Origin of the sequence: Dermacoccus sp. PAMC28757, assembly GCF_014302635.1 — a bacterium.
Taxonomy (GTDB): Bacteria; Actinomycetota; Actinomycetes; order Actinomycetales; family Dermatophilaceae; genus Dermacoccus; species Dermacoccus abyssi.
Genome location: NZ_CP060292.1, coordinates 1,090,687 through 1,113,088, shown reverse-complemented (window position 1 = coordinate 1,113,088; position 22,402 = coordinate 1,090,687). Strand labels below are relative to the sequence as shown.

Sequence of the window (22,402 nt, the reverse complement as noted above, 5' to 3'; positions counted from 1 at the left end):
ACCGGCGAGCCGCAGCGTCAGACCGCTTCGCCGCGCGCCTTCTTCGCCCGGTCGACGCTGGCCTGCAGAGCCGCGAGAAGATCGACGACCTGGGCGCTCTCCTCCTTCTCGGCCTCGGGCTCGTGGACCTCTCCCCCGGCGAGCTTGGCCTCGACGAGCTGCTTGACGGCCTGCTCGTACTCGTCCTCATAGGCGCTCGGGTCGAAGTCACCCGAGAGCGATTCGACCAGCATCGCGGCCATCGCCTGCTCGGCGTCGGTGACCTCGCTCTTCTCGGCGAGCACCGCGAAGTCGGGCTCGCGCACCTCGTCGGGCCACAACAGCGTCTGCAGCACGAGGGTGTCCTCGTGAACGCGCAACACCGCCACGGTCACGCGCGTGCGGATGGCCACCGTCACGACGGCGACGCGACCGCTCTCCTCGAGCGCGCTGCGCAGAAGGGCGTACGGCTTGATCGCGGCCTTGTCGGGTTCGAGGTAGTAGACCTTGTCGAGCACGAGCGGGCTGATCTGCTCGGCCGGCACGAAGCGGTCGACTGCGATCTCCTTGCTCGTCGACAGGGGCAGCTCGGCGAGGTCGGCGTCGGTGAGCACGACCATCTGACCCTCGTCGGTCTCGTAGCCCTTCGCGATGTCGCTGTAGGCCACCTTCTCGCCATCGAGACTGCACACCCGCTGGTACTTGATGCGCCCGCCGTCCTCGGCGTGGACCTGACGGAACTGAACGTCGTGGTTCTCGGTGGCGGAGTACAACCGCACCGGCACGTTGACGAGGCCGAAGCTGACCGCGCCCTTCCAGATGGCTCGCATGGCGTCCTTTCCTCGCGGGCTGCGTGTGGCCCGCACACCGCGTCTAGGGTGAGCCTATGCGCCCCATGCTCGCCTCACCCGCAGCAGCGCCGCCGACGGGGCCGTCGTGGCGCCACGAGGTGAAGTGGGACGGCATCCGCGCCATCGTCACGGTGAGCGGCGGCGAGATGAGCATCGCCACCCGGTCCGGCGCCGACGCCACGGCTCGCTTCCCCGAGATCACCGGCTCGCACCTAGCCGACTTCGACGACATCGTGCTCGACGGCGAGATCGTCGCCCTCGTCGACGGAGCACCCGACTTCCGCACGGTGATGCACCGGCTCGCTCCCGGGGGTGGCCGCTCGCGAATGTCGGCAACCTCGCCCGAGGACGCCCGGCGCATGGCCCGAACCCCCGTGCGATTCATGGCCTTCGACGTCCTGCGCGCCGCCGGCCACGACGTCGTCACGATGCCGTGGAGCGCCCGGCGCGCCCTGCTCGAGGGGGCGGGCGTGGCTGACGGCGTCGCCGTCGAGGTGCCGGAGGCGTACGAGGACGGCGCGGCCCTTTTCGCCGCGACGCTCGAACAGGGCGTGGAAGGCATCGTGAGCAAGCGCGTCGACGCTCCGTACCGACCCGGCGTGCGCAGCGAGGAGTGGCTCAAGAGCGTCCATCGCCAGGCCGACTCCTTCGTCGTCGGAGGCTGGCGGCCGGTCGCGGGTTCGCTCGCGCAGGTGGGTGCGATCCTCGTCGGCGAGGTGACCGACGACGGCCTGCGCTACCGCGGCCGCGTGGGGACCGGCTTCTCCGCCTCCAGCGGTCGGGCGTTGCTCGAGTGGCTCACGCCGATGCCACAGTGCCCCTTCACCGCCGACGACCTGCCGCCCGAGGATCTCGAGGGCACGCACTGGGTGCGCCCGGAGATCACGGTCGACGTCACCCACCTCGGCCGCAGCGCCGGCGGGCGCCTGCGTCAGCCGTCCTACAAGGGTCTGCGCCTCGACATCGGAGGTGCGCGTGGCTGACGAACCGACGGTCACCGTCGCCGAGGTCGACGGGCGGCGCCTGAAGCTGACGAATCTCGACAAGCTCCTCTACCCCGCCACCGAGACGACGAAGGGCGAGGTGCTCCACTACTACGCGGCTGTCGCACCGCGCCTGTTGCCGCAGATGGCCGGGCGCCCCGTGACGCGCGTCCGCTTCCCCCACGGCGTGGGCGACCTCAACTTCTTCGAGAAGAACGTGCCCGGCGGCGCACCCACGTGGCTGACGGCGCACGACATCGACGGCGTGCGCTACCCCTTCGTCGACTCGACGGCGGCGCTCACCTACTTCGCCAATCTCGCGTCGCTCGAGTTCCACACGCCGCAGTGGCGCTGGGAGAACGGCGAGCGCCGGGCTCCCGATCGCCTCGTGCTCGACCTCGACCCCGGCGCACCCGCGGGCCTCGACGAGTGCGCGCGCGTGGCCCTCGTCATGAAGGACCTGCTCGATTCCCTCGGGTGGGCCTGCGTACCCGTCACCTCGGGCAGCAAGGGGATGCAGGTCTACGCGGCCCTCGACGGGAAACGCTCGAGCGACGAGGCCCGCGAGTTCGCCCGCGTCGTCGCGGAGAAACTCACCGAGCTCGAACCTGATCTCGTGACGGCCAAGATGACCAAATCCCTACGCCCGGGAAAGGTATTCATCGATTGGTCGCAGAACGTGGCGGCGAAGACGACCATCACGCCGTGGTCACTGCGCGGAAGGAACCGGCCCTTCGTTGCGCTGCCGCGCACGTGGGACGAGATCAGCAACGCGGCGGACAGCCCCGGAACTCTGGAACAGATCGATCTCGACGAGGTGCTCGATCACAGAATGCACTCGGAAGATCCTATGAACATCCTGAAAAGAGGATAAAACAAACCAAATGGTCCGCCATTGGATGAAATGACGAGCCCTTTGGTTTGTTCACCGAGTTCAGTTCAGCCCTTGGCGGCGTCGAACGCCTTGAGAACGTCGGCCGAAACGCGACCACGGTCGCTGACCTTGTAACCGTTCGCACGACCCCACTCGCGAATCTCGTTCAGATCGTTACGAGCTGACGTCGTGCGAGCCTGCTGCTTGCGGCCACCGACACGACGCGCGTGCCCGACCCACTTCGAGAGCGAGTCGCGCAACTGCGCGGCGTTCGCGTCAGAGAGGTCGATCTCGTAGCTGACGCCGTCGAGACCGAATTGAATGGTCTCCGCGGCCTCTGAACCGTCGATGTCGTCCTCAAGCGTCACGTGTACACGCTGCGCCATGTTGTGCACCCCTTCAGGCCATTTCATTGCGCCGAGCACTGCGCTCGGTCACTTCAACAAGGCAAGCCTAACGAAAGGGTTAAGAAAAACGAAAATCTAGTTATCACGATCGACCGAGCGATCAATTCGGCTATCCATCGTTCCAGGTGCCGACTTGGGAAGGTGCGCATTCTGCAGAACTGCGTCTGCTTCCTTCGGCGCGACGGTGCCCTTGGCAAGGTCGTGATCACGTTCCCACTGCTGCTGGGCGATGCGCTCGCGGCGGTCGCCCTCCATGATGTGGCGCATGATGACGTAGAAGAGACCGAGGATGCCGATGGACGGCACGAGCGTCTGAATGGCCGGCCACAGGGTGTCCACGACTTCACGTCCTTTCGTCGAATCCGAGCGCGGCGCTCGGAGCCTTCATTCTACGGTTGCCCGCTCCGAGGCGGGCGCCCACGTCAGCGATCGCCGCCGATGACCAGCGGGATGTTGTCGATCAGGCGCGTCGTCCCCACCTTCGCGGCCACGGCGAGCAGTGCCTCTCCGCGGAAGTACTCGGGCACCTGTTCGAGCGTCACCGGGTCGACGAGCACGAGATAGTCGACGAGCGCGAGCGGCTCACGCACGAGCACCTCACGGGCCGCACGCCGAACGGCGGCCGGGCCGGAGTTGCGTGCAGCTTCCCCGGCCTTGAGTGCCTTCGACAGGCACAGGGCCACCTCGCGGTCGTGCTCACTGAGGTAGACGTTGCGGCTGGAGAGGGCGAGGCCGTCGTGCTCGCGCACCGTCGGGACGCCGACGATCTCGACGGGCATGTCGAGGTCGCGCGCCATGCGCTTGATGAGCAGGAGCTGCTGCGCGTCCTTCTGCCCGTAGTAGGCGCGGGTCGGGCCGACGATGTTGAGCAACTTGTTGACGACGGTGAGCATCCCGTCGAAGTGACCGGGGCGCGATGCGCCCTCAAGAACGGTGCCGAGCGGGCCGGCGGAGATGCGGACGCCGGGCTCGCCGTCGGGGTAGACGACGTCGGGGCTGGGGGCGAACACGAGGTCAGCGCCCTCTCGCTCGCAGATCTCGAGGTCGCTCGTGAGCGTGCGCGGGTAACGAGACAGGTCCTCACCAGCGGCGAACTGCAGCGGGTTGAGGAAGATCGTCACGATGACGTTGTCGTTGGCGGCGCGTGCTTCACGGATGAGGGTGGCGTGGCCCTCGTGGAGGGCGCCCATCGTCATGACGACGGCGACGCTGCCGTCGAGCTTCGCTCGGGCGTCGGCGAACTCGGCTCGGGTGTGGGCGACGACGGGTGCGCTCATCGGGGTTCTCCTGGTGCTGGCGGTTCGGTGGTGTCGGAGGGGCCCGCGACACCGGGCGGGTCGAGGACGCCGAGGACGGCGTCGATCTGGATCGGGGTCAGCGCCCCGCGCGATCCCGCACGGCGGGCCGTGGCGAGCGCGAGGGCGCGGTAGGTGGGCGGGATGTCGCCGGCGACACCGTCGGCTGCGAGGGCGTCGAGCATCGCGAGGTGACGCGTCAGCGTGCCCGCATCGCCACGGCCGACGGGGCCGGTGAGGGCCTTGTCGCCACGCTCGAGGGCGTTGTCGAGGGCGGCTTCGAGTAGCGGCCGCAGGAGGCGTCCGGGGTCGTCGACGTCGATGCGGCGCAACAGTTCGGCGGCCTGCGCGACGAGGGTGACGAGGTGGTTCGAGCCGTGTGCGAGCGCTGCGTGGTACTGCGTGCGGTCGGCCTCGTCGAGGGTGAACGGCTCCCCGCCGATGTCGAGGACGAGGGCGTCCGCGACGATGCGGTGGTCGGGCATCGCCGTGACGGCGAAGGGGCATCCGGAGAGGCGCGGCAGGTCGGCGTCGGTGCCGCTGAACGTCATCGCCGGGTGGATGGCGAGGGGCACGCCGCCCGCCTCGACGACCGGGGAGAGCACGGCCAGGCCCTGCGCACCGCTCGTGTGAGCGACGATGCGGGCGCCGAGAGCGCCCGGGAAGTCGAGTCCCGCGACGAGCGGTGCCAGTTCGTCGTCGGGGACGGTGAGCAGGAGCAGGTCGGCACGCTGGGCGACCTCCTGTGGCTGGAGGAGCGGCACGGCGGGCAGCAGCGCCTCGGCGCGCTCACGGCTCGCGTCGCTGACGCCGGACGCCGCGACGACCTCGTGCCCGGCCTTGCGCAACGCGGCAGCGAGGACGGCACCGACGCGTCCGGCACCGATGACGCCGACGCGAAGGCTCGGCGGCCCCATTTCACTCACTCGCCCCACGCTACCTGCGATCCGCATCCCCGATGTTGACCGGGCGCCGCGGCACCGGCGCCTCGTTACGCAGGCAACATCACAACGCGTCGACGAGGCGGGCGGCGTCCGTGCGGTTCTGCACCCTGACGATCGGGAGGCCGGGGCGCGCTCTCGCCATCTCCTGGACGAGGCTGCGGTTGCGGTCGTACGTCGCCCAGGCCCACCGGACGATGTGCTCGGGGTCGGTGAAAACCTCATGCAGGGGGCCTTCGACGTTGCCGTTCCACAGCTCCTCGCGGTGCCGACGCCGTCGCACCGTGCGCGCGACGACCTGTCGCATGACGACGTGGCGCGGCAGGTCGAGCCAGACGATGAGGTCGGCGCGCTGCGCGAGGAGCGGGCGCACCTGGCTGTACTGCCATTCGGTGACCCAGGCCGCGCCTGCGCTGAAGCGCTCGACGTCGTCGAGGAAGGTGGCGCGCGGGGTCCAGTTCCGGCCGTGGAAGAGAGCGTCGATCTCGACGTGTTCGATGCCGAGCGCGTCGCCGATGCGGGCGGCGAGGGTTGTCTTCCCGGAGCCGGAAGTGCCCGCGACGAGAACGCGGCGGGCCGGTTCGCGCGATGTGCGGCTCACGAACTCGTCGACATCGATGATCGGCATCCGCCCATTCTCCCGATGATGAGCGGGCGCCGCGGCACGGGTGCCGCGTTCTTGAGGAAACATCGCGACAATGGGAGCGTGAGCACCCACCCCCGGCCCTGGTTCGACGCCTGGCACGATGCGCTCTACGGCGAAGCCGGTTTCTATCGACGCGACGAGGGGCCGGCGGGCCACTTCGCCACCTCGGCGCAGGGCATTCCCGGCGTCGCCGATGTGCTGGCTCAGGCGGTGCTCGCCTACGCCGAGCGCTGCGACGCCGAGGTCGTCGTGGACTTCGCATGCGGGCGCGGTGAACTCCTCGAGGCTCTCGCACGGTTCGCTGACCCGTCGCTCGAGCTCATCGGCGTCGATGTCGTCGCTCGGCCGGACGCCGTGAGCGACCGCATCGCGTGGGTGCAGTCACCGGGTGCGGCCGCCGTTCCCGACTTCGATTTCCTCGACGGACGCCGCGCGCTCGTCGTCGCTCACGAGTGGCTCGACGTCGTGCCGTGCACGGTCGCCGAAGCGGACGACGACGGCCTCCTGCGCAGCGTTCTCGTCGCACACGACGGCACTGAGTCAGTCGGCGAGCCGCTCACCGAGCCCGAGCTCGACTGGGTCCGACGCTGGTGGCGGCCGCAGCACGATACTTCGGACGACACGTCGTCTCCCGGCCCCGACGCTGCCGAGACCCACCTCCCCGGCGAGCGCGTCGAGGTCGGCCTCACCCGTGACCGCGCGTGGTCGTACCTGATCGAGAACGTGTCACGCCACGCCACGCCGGGCAGCGTTCTCGTCGGTGTGGACTACGGCCACACGAGAGCGACGCGGCCACCGCTCGGCACACTCACCGGGTTCCGCGAAGGCGCCGAGTGCACTCCGATCCCGGACGGTTCGTGCGACGTCACGGCCCACGTGGCCGTCGATTCCCTCGACGCCGATCACGTGACGACGCAGCGCGCCGTCATGCTCGATCTGTTCGGCGAGGAGCCCCTCGAGCCGGTGCCGCTCGATCTGGCGCACACCGCCCCCCCGGCCTACCTGCAACGGCTGGCGGTACGTTCGGCGCTGGCGGCCGCCGTCAGCCCCGACGGTTTGGGCGCGTTCTTCTGGTGGGTGCGCGAGATCCGCTGACCTTCGGCAGGCTTCAGTCGGTTTCGGCCGCCGCAGCCTTGCGCGCACGGTAGGCCGCGACGTTGGCCCTGTTGCCGCAGCCGCGATCGCAGTATCGGCGTGAGCGGTTCTTCGACAGATCCACGAGCACTCCCCCGCAGTCGCCGGCGCACATCTTGAGTCGTTCGAGTTCGTCGGCGCGGATGACGTCGATGAACGCCATGACCGATTCCACCGCGATGCGGCTCGCGAGCGGCGCGTCGGACGGCGTCGCGTGGAGGTGATAATCCCACCCGTCGTGGCGCACGAGCTGCGGCAGGGCCTCGTTCTGGAGGAGCACGTCGTTGACGAACGTGACGAGGTCGTCACGTGACATCGACCACGCTTCGAGGAAGCGGGGACGCAGCGCACGCACCTCGTCGAGCTCCGCTCGGGTGTGCGTGTGAGCACCCGTGTAGGCCCAGCTGCGCACGAATTCGTCGAGATCCCCGACGTTTTCGAGCGAGTCCTCCGGAGTCAACGTGTTGACGAGGGCCGCCGCGGAGAGCAGCGAATCCTCCGTGTCATGACCAAACGCCATTTTGACTCCTGACCTTGTGACGACTTAATGTAACCACTCAACTTACTTTTTACCACTTACACGAGAGTTGGAGGTGTTCCCATGGCTCCCACCCAGGTCGCGCACGACATCCACCCCGTTCCCGTTCCGACCCGCAAGCGGTTCGGCCGACGCGAAGGTGCGATGTCACATACGAGCATGGGACTCATCGTCGCCATTGTCTCGTGTGCGGCGTTCGGAACGTCGGGTTCCTTCGCCAAGGCGCTGCTCGGTTCCGGCTGGACGCCGGTGACGGCAGTCGCCGCCCGCATCACCATCGCAGCGTTCGTGCTCGCCGTTCCGACGGCGCTCGCCCTGCGCGGTCGTTGGCACACGGTGGCGGAGAACTGGAAGCCGATCGTCCTCTACGGCATCTTCGGCGTCGCGGGCTGCCAGCTCTTCTACTTCAACGCCGTGACCCACGTCAGCGTCGGCGTGGCGCTGCTCATCGAGTACCTCGCGCCGGTGCTGCTCGTCGGCTGGGCGTGGGCCCGCTACGGTCGCGCCCCACGTCGCCTCACGGTGGCGGGCACGCTCGCGGCGGTCGTCGGATTGCTCTTCGTCCTCGACGTGTTCAACGGGTTCACCGTCGACCTCGTCGGCGTCGCGTGGGCGCTCGGCGCAGCACTGTGCCTCGTCGTGTACTTCATCATCGCCAGTGACGACGAGACGAACCTGCCGTCGATCGCACTCGCCGGCGGCGGCATGATCGTCGGCGCGCTCATCCTGCTCGCGATGTGCGCCGTGCAGGCGCTGCCCACCGCCGTCAGCACGCAGGACGTCGCCTTCGCCGGTAGTCACGTGCCCTTCTGGGTTCCGGTGCTCGGCCTCGCCGTCATCGCGGCGGCGATCGCCTACGCGACCGGCATCTACGCCGCACGCGTGCTCGGTTCCACGGTCGCGTCGTTCATCTCGCTGCTCGAGGTGCTCTTCGCCGTCGCGTTCGCGTGGATGATCGTCGGCGAGGTGCCGACGCTCGTGCAGGCCGTCGGCGGACTGTTCATCGTCGGCGGCGTGGTGCTCGTGCGCGTCGACGAGTCGCGTCACGCCGAGGCCTTCGGACCGGTCGTCGCCGCCGAGCACGACGAAGAGGTGACGCGCTGGCTCGACGAAGCCCAGGCGCCCCTCGTCGATGACGAGCACGCCGGCGGCGCCACCGCTCTGCGCGAGGCCGCCCGCTCCTGATCGGCTCGAAGGTGCGCACCGTGCGACGAGCACGGTGCGCACCTTCGTCGCTACGGGGCGAGACATGAGGACACAAGGGACAGGACGCCCCGCGCGCACCTCAACGCCCGGGGTGTAGAACTCTTCGTGCGAGGGCGGCGTCAGCGCACCTGGTTCCCCTGCGCCGCCGACGCACCGCCCGCCTCGGCGACCGCTCGCCGTCCGGCGCGTGGCGCGCCCGACGACTGCCGTCCCGCTTTGGCAGACTTGACCGCATGTCTACGAGCGCGCGCGAACTGACGGTCGGCATGGGAGCCGGGGGTCTCGCTACGTCGGACATGGTGCTCAACATCGGCCCGCAGCACCCGGCCACGCACGGCGTCCTGCGCCTGCGCATCACCCTCGACGGCGAGCGCATCACGAAGTGCGAACCGATCGTCGGGTACATGCACCGCGGTGCGGAGAAGCTGTTCGAGGTGCGCGACTACCGGCAGATCCTCGTGCTGGCGAACCGTCACGACTGGCTTTCGGCGTTCAGCAGCGAGATCGGCGTGTGCCTCGCGGTCGAGCGGGCACTCGGCATGGAGGTGCCCGAGCGCGCGACGTGGACGCGCACGTTGCTCTCCGAACTGAACCGGGTGCTCAACCACCTCATGTTCCTCGGCTCGTACCCGTTGGAGCTCGGCGCTATCACACCGATGTTCTACGTGTTCCGCGAGCGCGAGGAACTGCAGGCCGTCATGGAGGAGATCGCCGGCGGCCGCCTGCACTACATGTTCAACCGCATCGGCGGGCTGCGCGACGACATCCCCGCAGGTTGGCTCGACCGTGCCGCCGAGGCCGTCGCGACGGTGCGCCGTCGCATGCCGGAGATCGAGAGCTTCATCGTCGGCAACCCGATCCTCAACGCCCGGACGAAGGGCGTCGGCGTCATCACGCCGGCGATGGTGGAGCAGTACGGCATCTCGGGGCCGATCGCGCGCGCCGCGGGTGTCGACGTCGACCTGCGCCGCGACGACCCCTACCTCGCCTACGGCGAGTTGTTCTCCCCGGGCGGCCCGGGCCGCGTCATCACGCGCCCGGAGGGCGATTCCTTGGCGCGACTCGAGGTGCTGCTCGACCAGACGCACGTCTCGCTCGACCTCGCGGATGCCTGCATCGAGAAGCTGCGGTCGCTGCCACAGGGCCCGGTGAACGTGAAGCTGCCGAAGGTGCTCAAGGTGCCCGAGGGTTCGGGCTACGCGGCGACGGAGAACCCGCTCGGTTTCAACGGGTACTACCTCGTGTCGCGCGGCGAGAAGACGCCATGGCGTCTGAAGCTGCGGTCGGCCTCGTTCAACAACATGAGTTGCTTGGGCGAGGTGATGGAGGGCGAGCTCCTCGCGGACATGGTGGCGATTTTGGGGTCGATGTTCTTTGTGGTTGGGGATATCGACAAGTGAGTGCAGCCCTTGGGCGTGCTGGGAATCGCCGCAGCGCAGCGAGGACGGCTTCCGGCACGCCCGGGGTGCTCTCACTTGGAGCAATGGACATCGACAAGTAGGAACAGCCCTTGCGGTTGGTAGGGCCCGGAGCTTGCGGAGGGTTCTGCCAGCCGCGGGGTGTTTCTCCTTGGAGCAAGGGACATCGACAAGTAGGAACAGCCCCTGCGACTGGTAGGACCCAGAGCCTGCGGAGGATTCTGCCCACGGCAGGGTGCATCCCCTGGATCGAGTCGCATCGGCCGAACCCTCGTCGCTTACGTCGGCGTAACCTCATTGCCCGTTTTGACTGTGAAGCAGGTCACAACGCTCTACTCTCAAAGGTAGGGCACGTGTTGCCCGCAACCCTTCACCGGGCAATACGTCCCTGATAAACGCCTGAGGAGTCCTCCCATGAGCAAGCCCTCCCCCCGTCACGCAGCGCCTGTTGCCGCCCGTCGTGGCCTCGCCGGTGCCGGTGCACTGAGCCTCGCCCTCGCCGGCGGCGCCTTCGCGCTCGCCAGTTCGCCAGGTGCGTCCGCGGCAACGAAGACCGTCAACTACTCCTGCTCCGTCACCGACCTCGGCATCACGTTCCAGCAGCCGTGGACCGTGTCGATGACGACCGACCTGCCCGCGAGCGTCGAGCCCGGCGCCACGGTTCCGGCACCTTCGATCACGGCCAACGTGACGACGGGTGACGACGCAACAGCCCAGATGCGTTCGCTCAACATCAAGACGGTCGAGGGCACCTCGGAGGCCAACTACTCGGTCGGCGACACCGACGGCACCGCGAAGCTCACGGTCGCGAACACGCCGGTTCCGGCGTCGGGCAACCTCACCACGGTGGCGAAGGGCTCCGGCCAGTCGTTCACGGCGCCTACGACGGCCGGTGCGCTCGCCGTCAAGGCGGGCAGCTTCACCGCCACGCTGACGACGGACTCCGGCTTCGTTCTCCACATCGGCTGCAAGGCCGCCGCCGGCGCGGACACGACGATCGGCACGATCCAGGTCGGCAGCGTTCCGACCACCGACCCCACCACGCCGACGACGGACCCGACGACACCGACGAGTGAGCCCACGACGCCCACCTCGGAGCCCACAGACTCCTCGACGACGTCGCCGATGCCGTCCAGTTCGCCGAGCACGACGATGGGCCCGAAGGTCGAGACCGACTACGCCGACATGTCGCAGCCGACGAACCTCGCCGGCTTCGCGTTCGCTGCCGCCGGCATCGCTGCACTCGGTGGCGCTGTCGTCGTCGGTCGCCGCCGCGGCTGATCACAACTGACGCACGGCGAGGGCCGCCCCGGGAGCTTCCGGGGCGACCCTCATGCTTGTGCCCGCCATCGAAGATGGTGGGTTTGGTCGAAGATGCGGACGACATCGGCGCCATCTTCAGCCAAACCTGCCATCAAGGCGTGCGGCTCCGTCCGTGAGCCGCACGCTCGGTGACGGGCGGGGCCGTGAACGAAGTGGTTGCCGGGTCAGCGCTCGTCGTCGGGAATCGTGCACCACTTCTGTACGACGAAACCGAGCACGGACAGCACCACCGACGCGACGACGAGCGCGCCGAGCAGAATCACCGCGGAGCGTACCGACGCGATATGCAGGCGTCCGAACTGCACGACGGCCTGCCCCGCGTACCAGCCCGTGAGCACTGCACCACCGATTGCCGCCGCCTGCGAGAACACGACGACGCGACGCGCCGTGTCGGCGCTCGGCCCCTCGTGGCCTTGCATGACGCCGGCCGCAGCGCTGCGGGCCAGTGCTTCATCCTGGCCCGCGCGAAGTCGGGCGTCGGCCTCGCGCTTTGCCTTCGTCCGTGTGCGCACCTGGTCGCGCACGCGCCACCCGCCCGCCACGAGCGCCCCCGAGAGCGCGGCGACGAGCAGCATCTCCCACCAGCTGTGCTGCGGCAGCGCGTTCCCGCCGTTGCGCACGAGCTGCATGGCGAGCGCCGTCACCGCCGTGACGACGACGCCCGCGATCAGCGCGGAGCGCGGTGCAAGCGGCTTCATCGAAGGCCTCCTTCGAGGTCGAGGTACTCCTCGGCGTCCCATGCCGGGCCGCGACGTACCCCCGCGACGTCGAGCGCGCGCACGTGGTCGTCGAGCGCGACAACGCCCTCGGGAGTCCGCAGCGTCATCCACGGCGCCGCCTGCCACCACGGCACGACGACGAACGCCCGCTCGTGGGCTCGCGGATGCGGCAACGCCAGCGGCGACTGCGACGCCTCCGCGGCGCCGGCCGTCACACCGTCACGCTCGCCACCGGCACGCACCTCGTCCGACTCCCCCGGCGTGCCCAAGGAAATGATGTCGAGGTCGAGGGTGCGCGCACCCCAACGCACGTCGCGTCGACGGCCGTGTTCGGCCTCGATGCGATGCAGTTCGGCGAGCAGGTGCTCCCCCGTGAGGCGCGTGAACCCGACGACGACGGCGTTGAGATAGTCAGGCTGCTCGACGCCACCGACCGGGTCGGTCTCGACGAGCGGCGACACGTGCACGACGTCGAGACCGTCGAGAGCGCGCAGCGACTCCAGCGCAGAACGCATGGTCGCCACCCGACGCCCGAGGTTCGTTCCCATCGCAATGACGACCGCACGACGTCGCTCGCGGCGCACCGACACAGCGGGCCCGGCCATGACGCCCGTCGTCGGCGTGAAGGGCACCCCAGCGGGCGCGTGCGGCTTGCGCACCATCACGTCCACGGCCTCGACGAACGCCCACTCGAGGCCGGCGTCGGCGATGCGCTCGGCGAGAGTTTCGATGAGGTCGACGGGCTCTCCGCTGGCTACCTCGACGACGCGCGCCGCGACGTCGGCGTACGACAGCGAGGCGGTGAGGTCGTCGCTACGCCCCGCGGGCGCCAAGTCGGCTTCGAGCGAAAGGTCGACGACGAACGGCTGCGGGACCTGCTTCTCGAAGTCGAGCACGCCGTGGCGTGCGCTGATCGCGAGCCCCGTGAGTGTGATCGTGTCGCTCATCGCCCTACCTTCCGTGCGTCTTCGTCATGCCAGTGATCGCGCTGAGCCGCGGCTCGACGAGCGGCCCAGAACGCCAATCTGCCCTGCCGCGACCGCGACGTCGAGGGCGGCGAGCGTCGAGGGAACGTCATGGACGCGCACACCCCACGCGCCGTGCTGGGCTGCCAGCAGGCTGGTCGCGGCCGTCGCGGCGTCACGCTCCGCAGGCTGGACGGCGCCGTCCTCAGTCACCAGCGCCGGCGAGCGCCCGACACGTCCGAGGAACGTCTTGCGCGACGTGCCCCACAGCACCGGCAGGCCGAGTACGTCGAACTCCCCCATGCGCGAGAGCAGCTCCCAGTTCTGCTCGCCCGTCTTCGCGAACCCGAAACCGGGATCGACGACGAGCTTCTCGCGGGCCACCCCTGCGTCGAGCAGCGTCTCGACGCTCGTTGTCAGCTCCGCGACGACGTCGGCGACGATGTCGGCGTAGACGGTGCGCTGCTGCATGTCGACCGAGTGCCCCCGCCAGTGCATCGCGACGAACGCCGCCCCGGCCTGCACGGCCACACTCGGCATCGCGGCGTCGGCCAAGGCCCCGCTCACGTCGTTGATGACGGCGGCACCCGCCTCCACGGCGGCCTCCGCCACACTCGCGCGCATCGTGTCGACGCTGACGCACGCGCCCGCGGCGGCCAGTTCACGCACGACGGGAACGACCCGGCGCAGTTCCTCGTCCTCGTCGGGGCGCTTCGCGCCGGGGCGCGTCGACTCACCGCCGACATCAAGGATGTCCGCGCCCTGCTCGAGCAGTTCCTGCCCGTGCACCACGGCGGCCGCGGTGTCGAACCAGCGCCCGCCGTCGCTGAACGAATCGGGCGTCACGTTGACGACACCCATGACGAGCGGGCGCCCGGACGCCCCCGGTCGTGGCAACGAGGACATCGTCGTCACTTGCCCATGAGGAGGCTCATTGCCTCAGCGCGCGTGGCCGTGTTGCGCAGCTGCCCGCGCACCGCGGACGTGATGGTGCGCGCACCCGGCTTACGGATACCGCGCATCGACATGCACAGGTGCTCGGCCTCGATGACGACGATGACGCCCTGCGCGTCGAGGTGCTCGACGAGGGCGTCCGCGATCTGCGTCGTGAGGCGCTCCTGCACCTGCGGACGCTTGGCGTACACGTCGACGAGGCGTGCGAGCTTCGACAGGCCCGTCACGCGCCCCGAGGGCGACGGGATGTAGCCGACGTGCGCGACGCCGTGGAACGGCACGAGGTGGTGCTCGCACGTGGAGTAGACCTCGATGTCCCGCACGAGGATGAGCTCCTCGTGCTCGACGTCGAACGTCTTGTCGAGGACGTCGGCCGGCGTCTGGCGCAGGCCGACGAAGGTCTCCGCGTAGGCGCGGGCGACGCGGGCCGGAGTGTCGAGCAGACCCTCACGATCCGGGTCCTCACCGACAGCGGCGAGGATCTCCCGAACCGCAGCCTCGATCCGCGGAAGGTCGACCTCGCCGCTCGGCACGGCGTTCCTGTCAGCCAAGACCCGGATCCGTGTCCGTGGGCCCCTGCGTTCCGGGGCCGGCCGGCGGTTGCGGCGGGTAGAGGGTGACCTCGTCCTTGGGCTCGTTGTCGTCGATGTTCTTGCCCGCCGCGAGCGCACGCTCCTCGGCAGGCGTCATGACCGGGCCACGGGTGCTCACGTGACGGTCGGCGCTCGAGAGCCACACGTCGCGCTTCGGCTCCTTGCGGACGTTCGCGAAGATCTCGGCGAGACGCTCGGCCTCGAGGGTCTCCTTCTCGAGCAGTTCGAGTACGAGCGCGTCGAGGATGTCGCGGTTGTTGCCCAGAGCGCGCCACGCCTCGTCGTGCGCCGCCTCGATGAGCTTGCGGACCTCACGGTCGATGACCGAAGCGATGTCCTCGGAGTACTCGCGGTTGTTGCCGCCCATGTCGCGACCGAGGAAGACCTCACCGCCGGAGTTGCCGAGGTGCACCGCGCCGACGTTCTCGCTCATGCCGAACTGCGTGACCATCTTGCGGGCAATGCTCGTGGCCTTCTCGATGTCGTTGCTCGCACCGGTGGACGGGTCGTGGAAGACCATCTCCTCGGCGACGCGACCGCCGAGTGCGTAGGCGAGCTGGTCGAGCAGCTCGTTGCGCGTCGTCGAGTACTTGTCGTCGGTGGGCAGCACCATCGTGTAACCGAGGGCGCGGCCACGCGGCATGATCGTGATCTTGCTGACCGGGTCGGTGTTGTTCATCGCCGCGGCGACGAGCGCATGTCCACCCTCGTGGTACGCGGTGACCTTGCGCTCCTTGGCGCTCATCGGGCGCGACTTCTTCTGCGGGCCGGCCATGACGCGGTCGATGGCCTCGTCGAGTGCCTCGTTCGTGATGATCGTGCCGTTCGTGCGCGCCGTGAGCAGCGCGGCCTCGTTGAGCACGTTCTCGAGCTCCGCACCGGAGAAGCCCGGCGTACGGCGTGCGACCGACATGAGGTCGACGTCCTTGGCCATCGGCTTGCCCTGTGCGTGCACCTGCAGGATGTGGTGGCGCCCGCCCATGTCGGGGGCCTCGACGGCGATCTGACGGTCGAAGCGGCCCGGGCGCAGCAGCGCCGGGTCGAGAATGTCGGGGCGGTTCGTCGCGGCGATGAGGATGACGCGCGTGCGGTCGTCGAAGCCGTCCATCTCGACGAGCAGCTGGTTGAGCGTCTGCTCGCGCTCGTCGTGGCCACCGCCGAGGCCGGCGCCACGGTGACGACCGACGGCGTCGATCTCGTCGACGAAGATGATCGCGGGCGAGTTCTCCTTGGCCTGCGTGAACAGGTCACGCACACGGCTCGCACCGACACCGACGAACATCTCGACGAAGTCGGAGCCGGAGATCGTGTAGAACGGCACGTTGGCCTCACCGGCAACGGCGCGCGCGAGGAGCGTCTTACCCGTTCCGGGAGGACCGTAGAGCAGCACACCGCGCGGAATCTTGGCGCCGATGCGCTCGTACTTCTCCGGGTCGGCGAGGAAGTCCTTGATCTCCTTGAGTTCCTCGACGGCCTCGTCGGCACCGGCGACGTCGGCGAACTTCGTCGTCGGCATGTCCTTGCTGTGCAGCTTGGCCTTCGACTTGCCGAACTGCATCACCTTGGAGCCGCCGCCCTGCGCCTGGCTCATGAAGAACCAGAACAGACCGACGAGCAGCAGGATGGGCAGCAGGTTCATCAGCAGGCTGACGAAGATGCCCTGGCGCTGCGGGTCGTCGGTGAAGCCCTTGGGCGGCTGGTGGGCGTTGAGCGCGTTGACGATCTGCTCGCCACGAGCGTCGACGTAGTCGGCCTCGACCCGCTCGACGCCCTTGAGGCTGCCGATGTCCTGCTTCTGCTTCAGCGTGAGGCTGACGCTGTCGGGCGTCACCTTGGCGCTTTCGACCTTGTCGCTGTTGATGAGCGACACAGCCTGGGACGTGTCGATGCGCGAGTACCCGCCGATGTTGCTCGCCATGTAGAAGAGCAGGGCAGCACCGAGCGCCACGATCATCCACAGGCCGGGGGCCCGGAGGAGCTTCTTACCGTTCATGTGATGCGGGGCGGGCCCCGATCCTCTCGTCGAGAATGCGTGTCAACACGTCGTCAACGTGTGGTGTGCGCCGGTTGTTCCGAACATGCCCACACCGATGCCGGCGGACGGGTCGATCGGATGCGCAGGTCAGGAGTAGACGTGCGGGGCGAGCGTGCCGATGTCGCGCAGGTTGCGGTACTTCTCGTCGAAGTCGAGGCCGTAGCCGACGACGAAGGCGTTCGGGATCTCGAAACCGACGTACTTGCAGTCGATCTCGACCTTCGCGGCCTCCGGCTTGCGCAACAGCGTGCAGATCTCGACGGACGCGGGGCTGCGCGACTCGAGGTTGCTGCGGATCCAGCTCAGCGTCAGGCCCGAGTCGATGATGTCCTCGACGATGAGCACGTGCTTGTTTGTGATGTCGGTGTCGAGGTCTTTGAGGATGCGCACGACCCCGGAACTCTTCGTGCCGGAGCCGTAGGAGCTGACGGCCATCCAGTCCATGGGAACGCTGCCCGGAAGGGCGCGCATGAGGTCGGCCATGACGAGGATGGCGCCCTTGAGCACGCCGACGAGCAGAACGTCCTTGCCCTCGTAGTCACGCCAGATGTCCTGGGCGAGTTCGTCCAGACGCTGGTGAATCTGCTCCTCGGTGAACAGCACGTTCTCGAGGTCGTTTCCCATGTGGGAAGAGTCCATCGAAGGCTCCTTGTGCTCGTGGCGACTCATGCTCGATGCGGGCACGCCCACGTGGCGTGCTCCAGTCATTGTCCGACATTGCGCGGGCCGATGACGACCTCGCCCCCGATTCGGCTGACGACGACGTTGCCGGGCACGTCGATCGGGCCCTGACCGTGCCAGGCGACGAGCAGCCGCTCGACGTCGGCGAGGTGATGCTGAGCGAGCTCACTCGAGCGTGCACCGTGCAACACGAGCAACCGACGCAGGGCACGGATGCGCAGCGCGGGGTCGAGTGCGCCGAGCGCTTCGACCGGCCAGTGCGCGGGCCACTGCGTCTCGTCCGGGGTTCCCGTGAGACGGGTGAGGGCCTCGTCGGTGAGGCGGGTGAGCAGGTCGGCGTCACGACCGGCCGCGGCCGCGCTCCGGAAGAGACTGCGGCGCAGCGTCGGGGCGTCGAGGTCGCGTTCGAGCAGGCCGAGCGCTCGCCGGGCCCGGACGCGGGCGTAGCGCAGGTCGTCGTTGTGGGGGTCGTGCCACGGCTCGAGATCGAGTGCCACGCAGGCCGCTTCCGTGTGTTCCCGGGTGACAGGGCCGCCGGGCACGACGTCGGAGCCGAGAAGGAAGGGGCGCAGCAGACCGTCACGGTCGGGGCGCATGCCGGCGAGGGCGGTGGTTCCGCTGCCCCGCAACAGCGCAAGAAGCACCTGTTCGGCTTGGTCGTCGGCCGTGTGAGCGAGGACGACGCGCGCGGCACCGACCTCGTCGGCCACGCTCAGGAGCGCCTCGTGACGAGCGATGCGGGCGGCGGCCTCGGGCCCGTCAGCGGACAATGCGTCGACCTCGACCCGCACGACACGCACCCGCTCCGGCGCGTACCCGAGCTTCTCGGTGCACGCGTTCGCCGCTCGAGCTGCCACCTCGGCCGAAGCCTTCTGCAGCCCGTGATCGACGATGACGACGTCGACCTCGACGTCCTGCTTGGGCGCCTCGAACGCGAGCGCCGCTGCCAGCGCAAGGGAGTCGGCTCCCCCGCTCACGCCCACGACGACGCGCGGCACTCCGTGGCGCGGGTTGTGACGCGCGAAAGCACGCCGCAGCCCGTGACGAACGGCGAGGCGCGTCAGCGCGACAGCGGGATGGGGGCCGGGCATGGAAGCTGACCTACTTGAACAGGGAGCCGTGGACGCGCTCGACCCACAGCTGCGGGCGCTGGATCTCCGCGGGCGTCGGCAGGTTGACCGGTTCCGCCCAGACAGCGTTGAAACCCTCGACCCCAACCTTGCTCTGCACCGATCGCACGAACGCCGCACCGTCCTTGTACTGACGCATCTTCGCTTCGAGTCCCATGAGGCGGCGCAGCAGGCGATCGACATTGCCGAGGCCGTCACGACGCTCACCGAACCGGGCGCGGATGGTCTCGACGCTCGGCACGACCTGCGGACCCACGTCGTCCATGACGACGTCGGCGTGCCCCTCGAGCAACGACATGACGGCCGTCAGCTGGGCCATACGTTCACGCTGCTCCGGCGTGGCGAACAGATCCGTGAGGCCCATCGAGCCCTCGCGGAAAACCTCGGGCAGCCGATTGGCCATCTCGCCGACACGCTCGGCCATCTCCTCGGGCGTGGGCGCCATCTCGACGAGGAGATCGCGGGCTCCGCTCACGACGTGCTCGCGCAGCCACGGCACGGCCGTGAACTGAACCCGGTGGGTCTCTTCGTGCAGACACACCCAGAGACGGAAGTCGTGGGGGTCGACATCGAGTTCGCGTTCCACCGCGACGACGTTCGGGGCCACGAGCATGAGTGACGGCGTGCCACCCGGTGCAATGTCGTACTGGCCGAGCACCTTGCTCGACATGAACGCCATGAGGCCGCCGAGTTCGCCGCCACTGACCTTCGCCGTCACCGCGCGGGAAACCGGTCCGGCGAGGCGCTTGGCCGTGATCTTGTCGACGACCGGCGTCAGCATGCCCTCGAGCGAGACGACATTGACGTCGATCCACGTGGCCCTGTCGACGATGCGCACCGGCCCCAGGTCACCATCTGTGCCGAGCTGCGCCGTTTCGGCGACCGGATCGTGCGCACGCACGGCAGCGTCACGCAGCTCGGCAACGACCTCGGCCATCTCGTTCGCCTCGAGCCGGGGCCCTGCCGTGCTCAGTCGGCGGCCCGACGATCGTGCGAATCGCCAGTCGATGTACGTGGGGTCTGCCATGAATCTCAGGCTAGCGCGAAGCCCTGACGACCCCGGAATCACGCTGTTTTCGAGGGCCGCCCCGGATCGCCTGCCGAAAATCTCCGCCTTTCGACGGAACCCGACCACGAGTGTGTCGCGTCTCACTCCTGTAGCCGACGCACAAGGCGCCGCTCCCAACCCAAGGAGTCATCATGTTCCGCACATCGCGCATGGCCCCCACCGTCGCTGCCGCGTCCGCCATGGGAATCATGGCCCTCGCCGCTCCGGCTCACGCAGGTACGAACGTTCCCGGCATCAACGTGGAAGTCACCACGAAGGTCAGCGGAAACACCGTCACCCTCACCTACCTCGGCGAGGGCTCCCAGTTCATGAAGATGGCCGACGGCAAGGCCTACTCGGACGGTGAGTCCGCGGGCTTCGACATCGATTACGGCGACGGTACGCCGGTCACCGGAGGCGACGGCATGGGCGGCTCGACCTGCGCTTCGTCCGGTGAGACGACCACGTTCAAGGACAAGGTCACGGGCCTCAAGCACACCTACGCGAAGCCGGGAACGTACACGATCACGGTCACCGGCTACTACTGCGGCACCACGGGCAACGACGGGTTGACGAAGAAGTACAAGGTCACCGTCGGAGCCGACGGTACGACGACGACCACGCCGGCCAAGGTCGGCGTGACCCCGCACATCCGCTACACCGTCAAGGGCAACACCGCGACGCTCACGCCCTACCTCACCGGCACCCAGCACGAGATGCTCATCGGGGGGAAGCGCGAACGAGTGGCCCTGCCAATCAGCTTCAGCCTGGTGGCGCCCAAGGGTGCGACCCAGATCACCGGCAATGCGGCGGGTGACAGCGGCGTTGCCGCCTGCACGACGTCGGGTTCGGTGCCGATGAACACGTCGGCGCTGACCGGTGACCCCGCCACCTTCCGCTTCGCCGGCCCGGGCACCTACAGGGTGACGCTGAACGCCACCGTCTGCACCGGCGGCGCCGGTCAGCAGATCAGCAGATCAGTCAACGTGACGATCCCCGGTGCCACGAACGGCGGCTCGACCACGACGCCGCAGGCCCCCACGGGTTCGACGCCGACGAAGTCGGGCGCTGCCCCCGCGCAGGGTTCCGCGCCGAAGGCCTCGGAGGGCCCGAAGGTGAACACCGACTACAACGACGGTGACAACTCGACGGTCTGGGGCGTCGGCGCCCTCGCCGGAGCCGGTCTCATCGGAGCCGGAGCCTTCGCCACTCGCCGCCGCCGCGGCTGACCCTCGCCTCGAGGGCCACGCACGAACGGCCGTCGATCACTTCAATGTCGTCAACTGGGCGACGAGGTGGTCGACGGCCGTTTTCGCGCCCACCGGCCCCTCGGGGAAGTCACCGTTCGTCGTCACGGCGAAGACGAGACGGTGACCACCGACCGTACGCAGTTCACCGGCCAGCGACGAGACGCCCGTCAACGAGCCCGTCTTCGCATGCACGAGGCCTGCGCCGGCCTCGGACTCGGTACGCGTGTAGCGGTCGTGCAGCGTTCCGTTCCACGCCGACACGGGCAGCCGCGAGACGACCTCCGCGTACTTCGCATCCTTGCCGCTCGTGGCTCGCGACAGGATGTCGCCGATGATGCGCACCGGCAGCGTCGTCCCCTTGGAGAGACCGCTCGCGTCGGCGAGCTTCATGCCGGAGACGTCGACACCCGCGTCCTTCAACTTCGTCGTCACCCAGGTTCCGACAACCGTGCTGTCGCCGTGGACTCCTTCGGCTGCCGCGGCCTGGCGCGCGAGGGATTCGGTCATCGCGTTGTCCGAGTCCTGCAGTGCGAGCCCGAGCAGGTCGAGCACAGGAGCCGATTCCACGGACGCGAGCTCCGTGCCGCTCGTCGCGGTCTTCACGTTCCTGCCGTAGGTGGCCTTGATGCCGCGCTTCGCGAGTTCACGCGTGAACGCGTCGGCGGCGTTCTTCGTCGGGTCGGCCACGGCCGGCGTGCGGTTGTCGGCGCGGTCGTCCGCGAGCGCGAGCGTGGAGATGCGGGCGGTGAACCCGTAGGAGAGGAAGCCTTCCTCCCACCCCTTCGCCGTGTCGGGGCCGTCGGCGTAGGAGGTGTTCGTGTCGAGGGTGACCGACGTCAGGCCGCGCTTCTTCAGCTGCGCCGCCGTCGACGCAGCGAGATCGCCGAGCCCCGCGTGCCCTGCGATCTTGGAGCCGTCGCCCGCACCCGGCGCGAGAACCATGTCGCCGCCGCCGACGAGCGTCAGGGTCGTCCCGCTCAGTGTGGTGCGGGTCTTCAGCCCCTTCTCGAGGGGAAGGTCGCTGTGAGCGACGGCGAACGCCGACGCCAGCTTCGTCACGGACGCGGGCGTCGTCGCCTTGTTCGAATCGTGCTCGTAGAGAACCTCACCCGTGTCGGCGTCCCGCACCGTGACGGCCGTCGTCGGCCCCAACCACGTGCTCTTGAGGGACGTCTCGACGCTCCTCTTGACTGCATCGGCCGACGGCGCCGGGCCGTTCGCGGCGGTGGGCAGCGCAGGCGCCGACGAGACGCCGCGCACAGGCTCGTACGTCGTGCCCTCGTGGGTGACGGTGCGCGGTTCGTTGCCACGCTCGAGAGTGAGGACGCCAGGCGCCACATCGAAGGCGTCCAGAGTGGCGTACCCGCCGAGAAGTGCGACGACGAGCCCAGCGCTCGCCCACTTCTTCGCCGACATCGACACCCTCGTTTCC

At 68.8% G+C, this 22,402-nt stretch carries 23 protein-coding genes; 7 read left to right on the top strand and 16 right to left on the bottom strand.

Annotated elements, in window-relative coordinates; all coding sequences use genetic code 11:
• Window positions 1-17 precede the first annotated feature (17 nt).
• On the bottom strand, window positions 18-809 hold the full coding sequence (locus tag H7F30_RS05400) for a Ku protein (RefSeq protein ID WP_187037256.1): 792 nt from the start codon (window positions 807-809) through the stop codon (window positions 18-20).
• A 56-nt stretch (window positions 810-865) separates the two neighbouring features.
• Between H7F30_RS05400 and ligD (H7F30_RS05395) the strand changes: the two genes are divergently transcribed.
• Together ligD (H7F30_RS05395) and ligD (H7F30_RS05390) are read left to right on the top strand one after the other, a co-directional pair.
• Window positions 866-1,813, top strand: a complete 948-nt coding sequence (gene ligD, locus H7F30_RS05395) for a non-homologous end-joining DNA ligase (protein WP_187037254.1) — start codon at window positions 866-868, stop codon at window positions 1,811-1,813.
• Entirely contained in the window at window positions 1,806-2,687 is an 882-nt protein-coding gene (gene ligD / locus H7F30_RS05390; RefSeq protein ID WP_047312619.1) for a non-homologous end-joining DNA ligase, read from the top strand. Before ligD (H7F30_RS05395) ends, ligD (H7F30_RS05390) begins: the two co-directional genes overlap by 8 nt.
• A 65-nt stretch (window positions 2,688-2,752) precedes the next feature.
• On the opposite strand, the gene H7F30_RS05385 is transcribed toward ligD (H7F30_RS05390), so the two are convergent.
• The 5 genes from H7F30_RS05385 to H7F30_RS05365 all read right to left on the bottom strand — a co-directional run bounded on the left by H7F30_RS05385 (window position 2,753) and on the right by H7F30_RS05365 (window position 5,958).
• Entirely contained in the window at window positions 2,753-3,073 is a 321-nt protein-coding gene (locus H7F30_RS05385) for an Lsr2 family protein (RefSeq protein WP_047312620.1), read from the bottom strand.
• Between the two features lie 96 nt (window positions 3,074-3,169).
• Entirely contained in the window at window positions 3,170-3,433 is a 264-nt protein-coding gene (locus tag H7F30_RS05380; protein ID WP_047312459.1) for a hypothetical protein, read from the bottom strand.
• A gap of 83 nt (window positions 3,434-3,516) precedes the next feature.
• Window positions 3,517-4,371, bottom strand: coding sequence for a pantoate--beta-alanine ligase (gene panC / locus H7F30_RS05375; protein ID WP_047312460.1), 855 nt, complete (start codon window positions 4,369-4,371; stop codon window positions 3,517-3,519).
• Complete coding sequence (locus H7F30_RS05370; RefSeq protein WP_187037868.1) at window positions 4,368-5,306, bottom strand: Rossmann-like and DUF2520 domain-containing protein; 939 nt, start codon at window positions 5,304-5,306, stop codon at window positions 4,368-4,370. The genes panC and H7F30_RS05370 overlap by 4 nt, the downstream gene beginning before the upstream one ends.
• Before the next feature lie 88 nt (window positions 5,307-5,394).
• Window positions 5,395-5,958 (bottom strand): AAA family ATPase, encoded by a 564-nt coding sequence (locus H7F30_RS05365; RefSeq protein WP_187037252.1) that lies wholly within the window; start codon window positions 5,956-5,958, stop codon window positions 5,395-5,397.
• Between the two features lie 78 nt (window positions 5,959-6,036).
• Between H7F30_RS05365 and H7F30_RS05360 the strand changes: the two genes are divergently transcribed.
• Window positions 6,037-7,071, top strand: a complete 1,035-nt coding sequence (locus H7F30_RS05360; protein WP_255464966.1) for an SAM-dependent methyltransferase — start codon at window positions 6,037-6,039, stop codon at window positions 7,069-7,071.
• A 13-nt stretch (window positions 7,072-7,084) separates the two neighbouring features.
• Here H7F30_RS05360 and H7F30_RS05355 read toward each other — a convergent pair whose 3' ends face one another.
• On the bottom strand, window positions 7,085-7,630 hold the full coding sequence (locus tag H7F30_RS05355) for a CGNR zinc finger domain-containing protein (protein WP_047312464.1): 546 nt from the start codon (window positions 7,628-7,630) through the stop codon (window positions 7,085-7,087).
• A gap of 81 nt (window positions 7,631-7,711) precedes the next feature.
• On the opposite strand from H7F30_RS05355, the gene H7F30_RS05350 reads away from it, so the two are divergent.
• The 3 genes from H7F30_RS05350 (at window position 7,712) to H7F30_RS05340 (ending at window position 11,553) form a co-directional block, all read left to right on the top strand.
• The gene (locus H7F30_RS05350; protein ID WP_187037248.1) at window positions 7,712-8,833 is read left to right on the top strand and encodes a DMT family transporter; all 1,122 of its coding nucleotides are present in this window, start codon (window positions 7,712-7,714) and stop codon (window positions 8,831-8,833) included.
• Window positions 8,834-9,087: 254 nt separating this feature from the next.
• On the top strand, window positions 9,088-10,254 hold the full coding sequence (locus H7F30_RS05345; protein ID WP_118915078.1) for an NADH-quinone oxidoreductase subunit D: 1,167 nt from the start codon (window positions 9,088-9,090) through the stop codon (window positions 10,252-10,254).
• A gap of 432 nt (window positions 10,255-10,686) precedes the next feature.
• On the top strand, window positions 10,687-11,553 hold the full coding sequence (locus H7F30_RS05340) for a DUF6801 domain-containing protein (protein ID WP_187037246.1): 867 nt from the start codon (window positions 10,687-10,689) through the stop codon (window positions 11,551-11,553).
• Between the two features lie 206 nt (window positions 11,554-11,759).
• On the opposite strand, the gene H7F30_RS05335 is transcribed toward H7F30_RS05340, so the two are convergent.
• From H7F30_RS05335 to H7F30_RS05300, 8 genes are all read right to left on the bottom strand, one after another.
• A complete protein-coding gene (locus H7F30_RS05335) occupies window positions 11,760-12,293 on the bottom strand; it encodes a DUF3180 domain-containing protein (protein ID WP_187037244.1) in 534 nt (177 codons plus the stop codon).
• Window positions 12,290-13,261: a 2-amino-4-hydroxy-6-hydroxymethyldihydropteridine diphosphokinase gene (folK, locus tag H7F30_RS05330; protein ID WP_187037242.1), complete on the bottom strand. Its 972-nt coding sequence runs from the start codon at window positions 13,259-13,261 to the stop codon at window positions 12,290-12,292. The genes H7F30_RS05335 and folK overlap by 4 nt, the downstream gene beginning before the upstream one ends.
• Window positions 13,262-13,285: 24 nt before the next feature.
• A complete protein-coding gene (folP, locus tag H7F30_RS05325; protein ID WP_255465010.1) occupies window positions 13,286-14,185 on the bottom strand; it encodes a dihydropteroate synthase in 900 nt (299 codons plus the stop codon).
• Between the two features lie 5 nt (window positions 14,186-14,190).
• Window positions 14,191-14,784 carry a GTP cyclohydrolase I FolE gene (folE, locus tag H7F30_RS05320; protein ID WP_187037240.1) on the bottom strand — a complete coding sequence of 198 codons (594 nt, stop codon included), beginning with the start codon at window positions 14,782-14,784 and terminating at the stop codon, window positions 14,191-14,193.
• Window positions 14,777-16,819: an ATP-dependent zinc metalloprotease FtsH gene (ftsH, locus tag H7F30_RS05315; RefSeq protein WP_129664950.1), complete on the bottom strand. Its 2,043-nt coding sequence runs from the start codon at window positions 16,817-16,819 to the stop codon at window positions 14,777-14,779. Before ftsH ends, folE begins: the two co-directional genes overlap by 8 nt.
• 129 nt (window positions 16,820-16,948) lie before the next feature.
• The gene (gene hpt / locus H7F30_RS05310) at window positions 16,949-17,500 is read right to left on the bottom strand and encodes a hypoxanthine phosphoribosyltransferase (protein ID WP_047312626.1); all 552 of its coding nucleotides are present in this window, start codon (window positions 17,498-17,500) and stop codon (window positions 16,949-16,951) included.
• 65 nt (window positions 17,501-17,565) lie between these two features.
• A complete protein-coding gene (tilS, locus tag H7F30_RS05305) occupies window positions 17,566-18,633 on the bottom strand; it encodes a tRNA lysidine(34) synthetase TilS (RefSeq protein ID WP_187037238.1) in 1,068 nt (355 codons plus the stop codon).
• 10 nt (window positions 18,634-18,643) lie between these two features.
• Window positions 18,644-19,699 carry a zinc-dependent metalloprotease gene (locus H7F30_RS05300; RefSeq protein WP_187037236.1) on the bottom strand — a complete coding sequence of 352 codons (1,056 nt, stop codon included), beginning with the start codon at window positions 19,697-19,699 and terminating at the stop codon, window positions 18,644-18,646.
• Window positions 19,700-19,872: 173 nt separating this feature from the next.
• On the opposite strand from H7F30_RS05300, the gene H7F30_RS05295 reads away from it, so the two are divergent.
• Window positions 19,873-20,949, top strand: coding sequence for a hypothetical protein (locus tag H7F30_RS05295; RefSeq protein WP_187037233.1), 1,077 nt, complete (start codon window positions 19,873-19,875; stop codon window positions 20,947-20,949).
• Window positions 20,950-20,985: 36 nt separating this feature from the next.
• Here H7F30_RS05295 and dacB read toward each other — a convergent pair whose 3' ends face one another.
• Window positions 20,986-22,386: a D-alanyl-D-alanine carboxypeptidase/D-alanyl-D-alanine-endopeptidase gene (gene dacB, locus H7F30_RS05290; RefSeq protein WP_187037232.1), complete on the bottom strand. Its 1,401-nt coding sequence runs from the start codon at window positions 22,384-22,386 to the stop codon at window positions 20,986-20,988.
• Window positions 22,387-22,402 lie beyond the last annotated feature (16 nt).

Coding starts and splice junctions, on each gene's coding strand:
- H7F30_RS05400 (WP_187037256.1), bottom strand. CDS start 809: ATGCGAGCCATCTGGAAGGGCGCGGTCAGCTTCGGCCTCGTCAACGTG.
- ligD (WP_187037254.1), top strand. CDS start 866: ATGCGCCCCATGCTCGCCTCACCCGCAGCAGCGCCGCCGACGGGGCCG.
- H7F30_RS05385 (WP_047312620.1), bottom strand. CDS start 3,073: ATGGCGCAGCGTGTACACGTGACGCTTGAGGACGACATCGACGGTTCA.
- panC (WP_047312460.1), bottom strand. CDS start 4,371: ATGAGCGCACCCGTCGTCGCCCACACCCGAGCCGAGTTCGCCGACGCC.
- H7F30_RS05370 (WP_187037868.1), bottom strand. CDS start 5,306: ATGGGGCCGCCGAGCCTTCGCGTCGGCGTCATCGGTGCCGGACGCGTC.
- H7F30_RS05365 (WP_187037252.1), bottom strand. CDS start 5,958: ATGCCGATCATCGATGTCGACGAGTTCGTGAGCCGCACATCGCGCGAA.
- H7F30_RS05355 (WP_047312464.1), bottom strand. CDS start 7,630: ATGGCGTTTGGTCATGACACGGAGGATTCGCTGCTCTCCGCGGCGGCC.
- H7F30_RS05350 (WP_187037248.1), top strand. CDS start 7,712: ATGGCTCCCACCCAGGTCGCGCACGACATCCACCCCGTTCCCGTTCCG.
- H7F30_RS05345 (WP_118915078.1), top strand. CDS start 9,088: ATGTCTACGAGCGCGCGCGAACTGACGGTCGGCATGGGAGCCGGGGGT.
- H7F30_RS05340 (WP_187037246.1), top strand. CDS start 10,687: ATGAGCAAGCCCTCCCCCCGTCACGCAGCGCCTGTTGCCGCCCGTCGT.
- H7F30_RS05335 (WP_187037244.1), bottom strand. CDS start 12,293: ATGAAGCCGCTTGCACCGCGCTCCGCGCTGATCGCGGGCGTCGTCGTC.
- folK (WP_187037242.1), bottom strand. CDS start 13,261: ATGAGCGACACGATCACACTCACGGGGCTCGCGATCAGCGCACGCCAC.
- folP (WP_255465010.1), bottom strand. CDS start 14,185: ATGTCCTCGTTGCCACGACCGGGGGCGTCCGGGCGCCCGCTCGTCATG.
- ftsH (WP_129664950.1), bottom strand. CDS start 16,819: ATGAACGGTAAGAAGCTCCTCCGGGCCCCCGGCCTGTGGATGATCGTG.
- hpt (WP_047312626.1), bottom strand. CDS start 17,500: ATGGACTCTTCCCACATGGGAAACGACCTCGAGAACGTGCTGTTCACC.
- tilS (WP_187037238.1), bottom strand. CDS start 18,633: ATGCCCGGCCCCCATCCCGCTGTCGCGCTGACGCGCCTCGCCGTTCGT.
- H7F30_RS05300 (WP_187037236.1), bottom strand. CDS start 19,699: ATGGCAGACCCCACGTACATCGACTGGCGATTCGCACGATCGTCGGGC.
- H7F30_RS05295 (WP_187037233.1), top strand. CDS start 19,873: ATGTTCCGCACATCGCGCATGGCCCCCACCGTCGCTGCCGCGTCCGCC.
- dacB (WP_187037232.1), bottom strand. CDS start 22,386: ATGTCGGCGAAGAAGTGGGCGAGCGCTGGGCTCGTCGTCGCACTTCTC.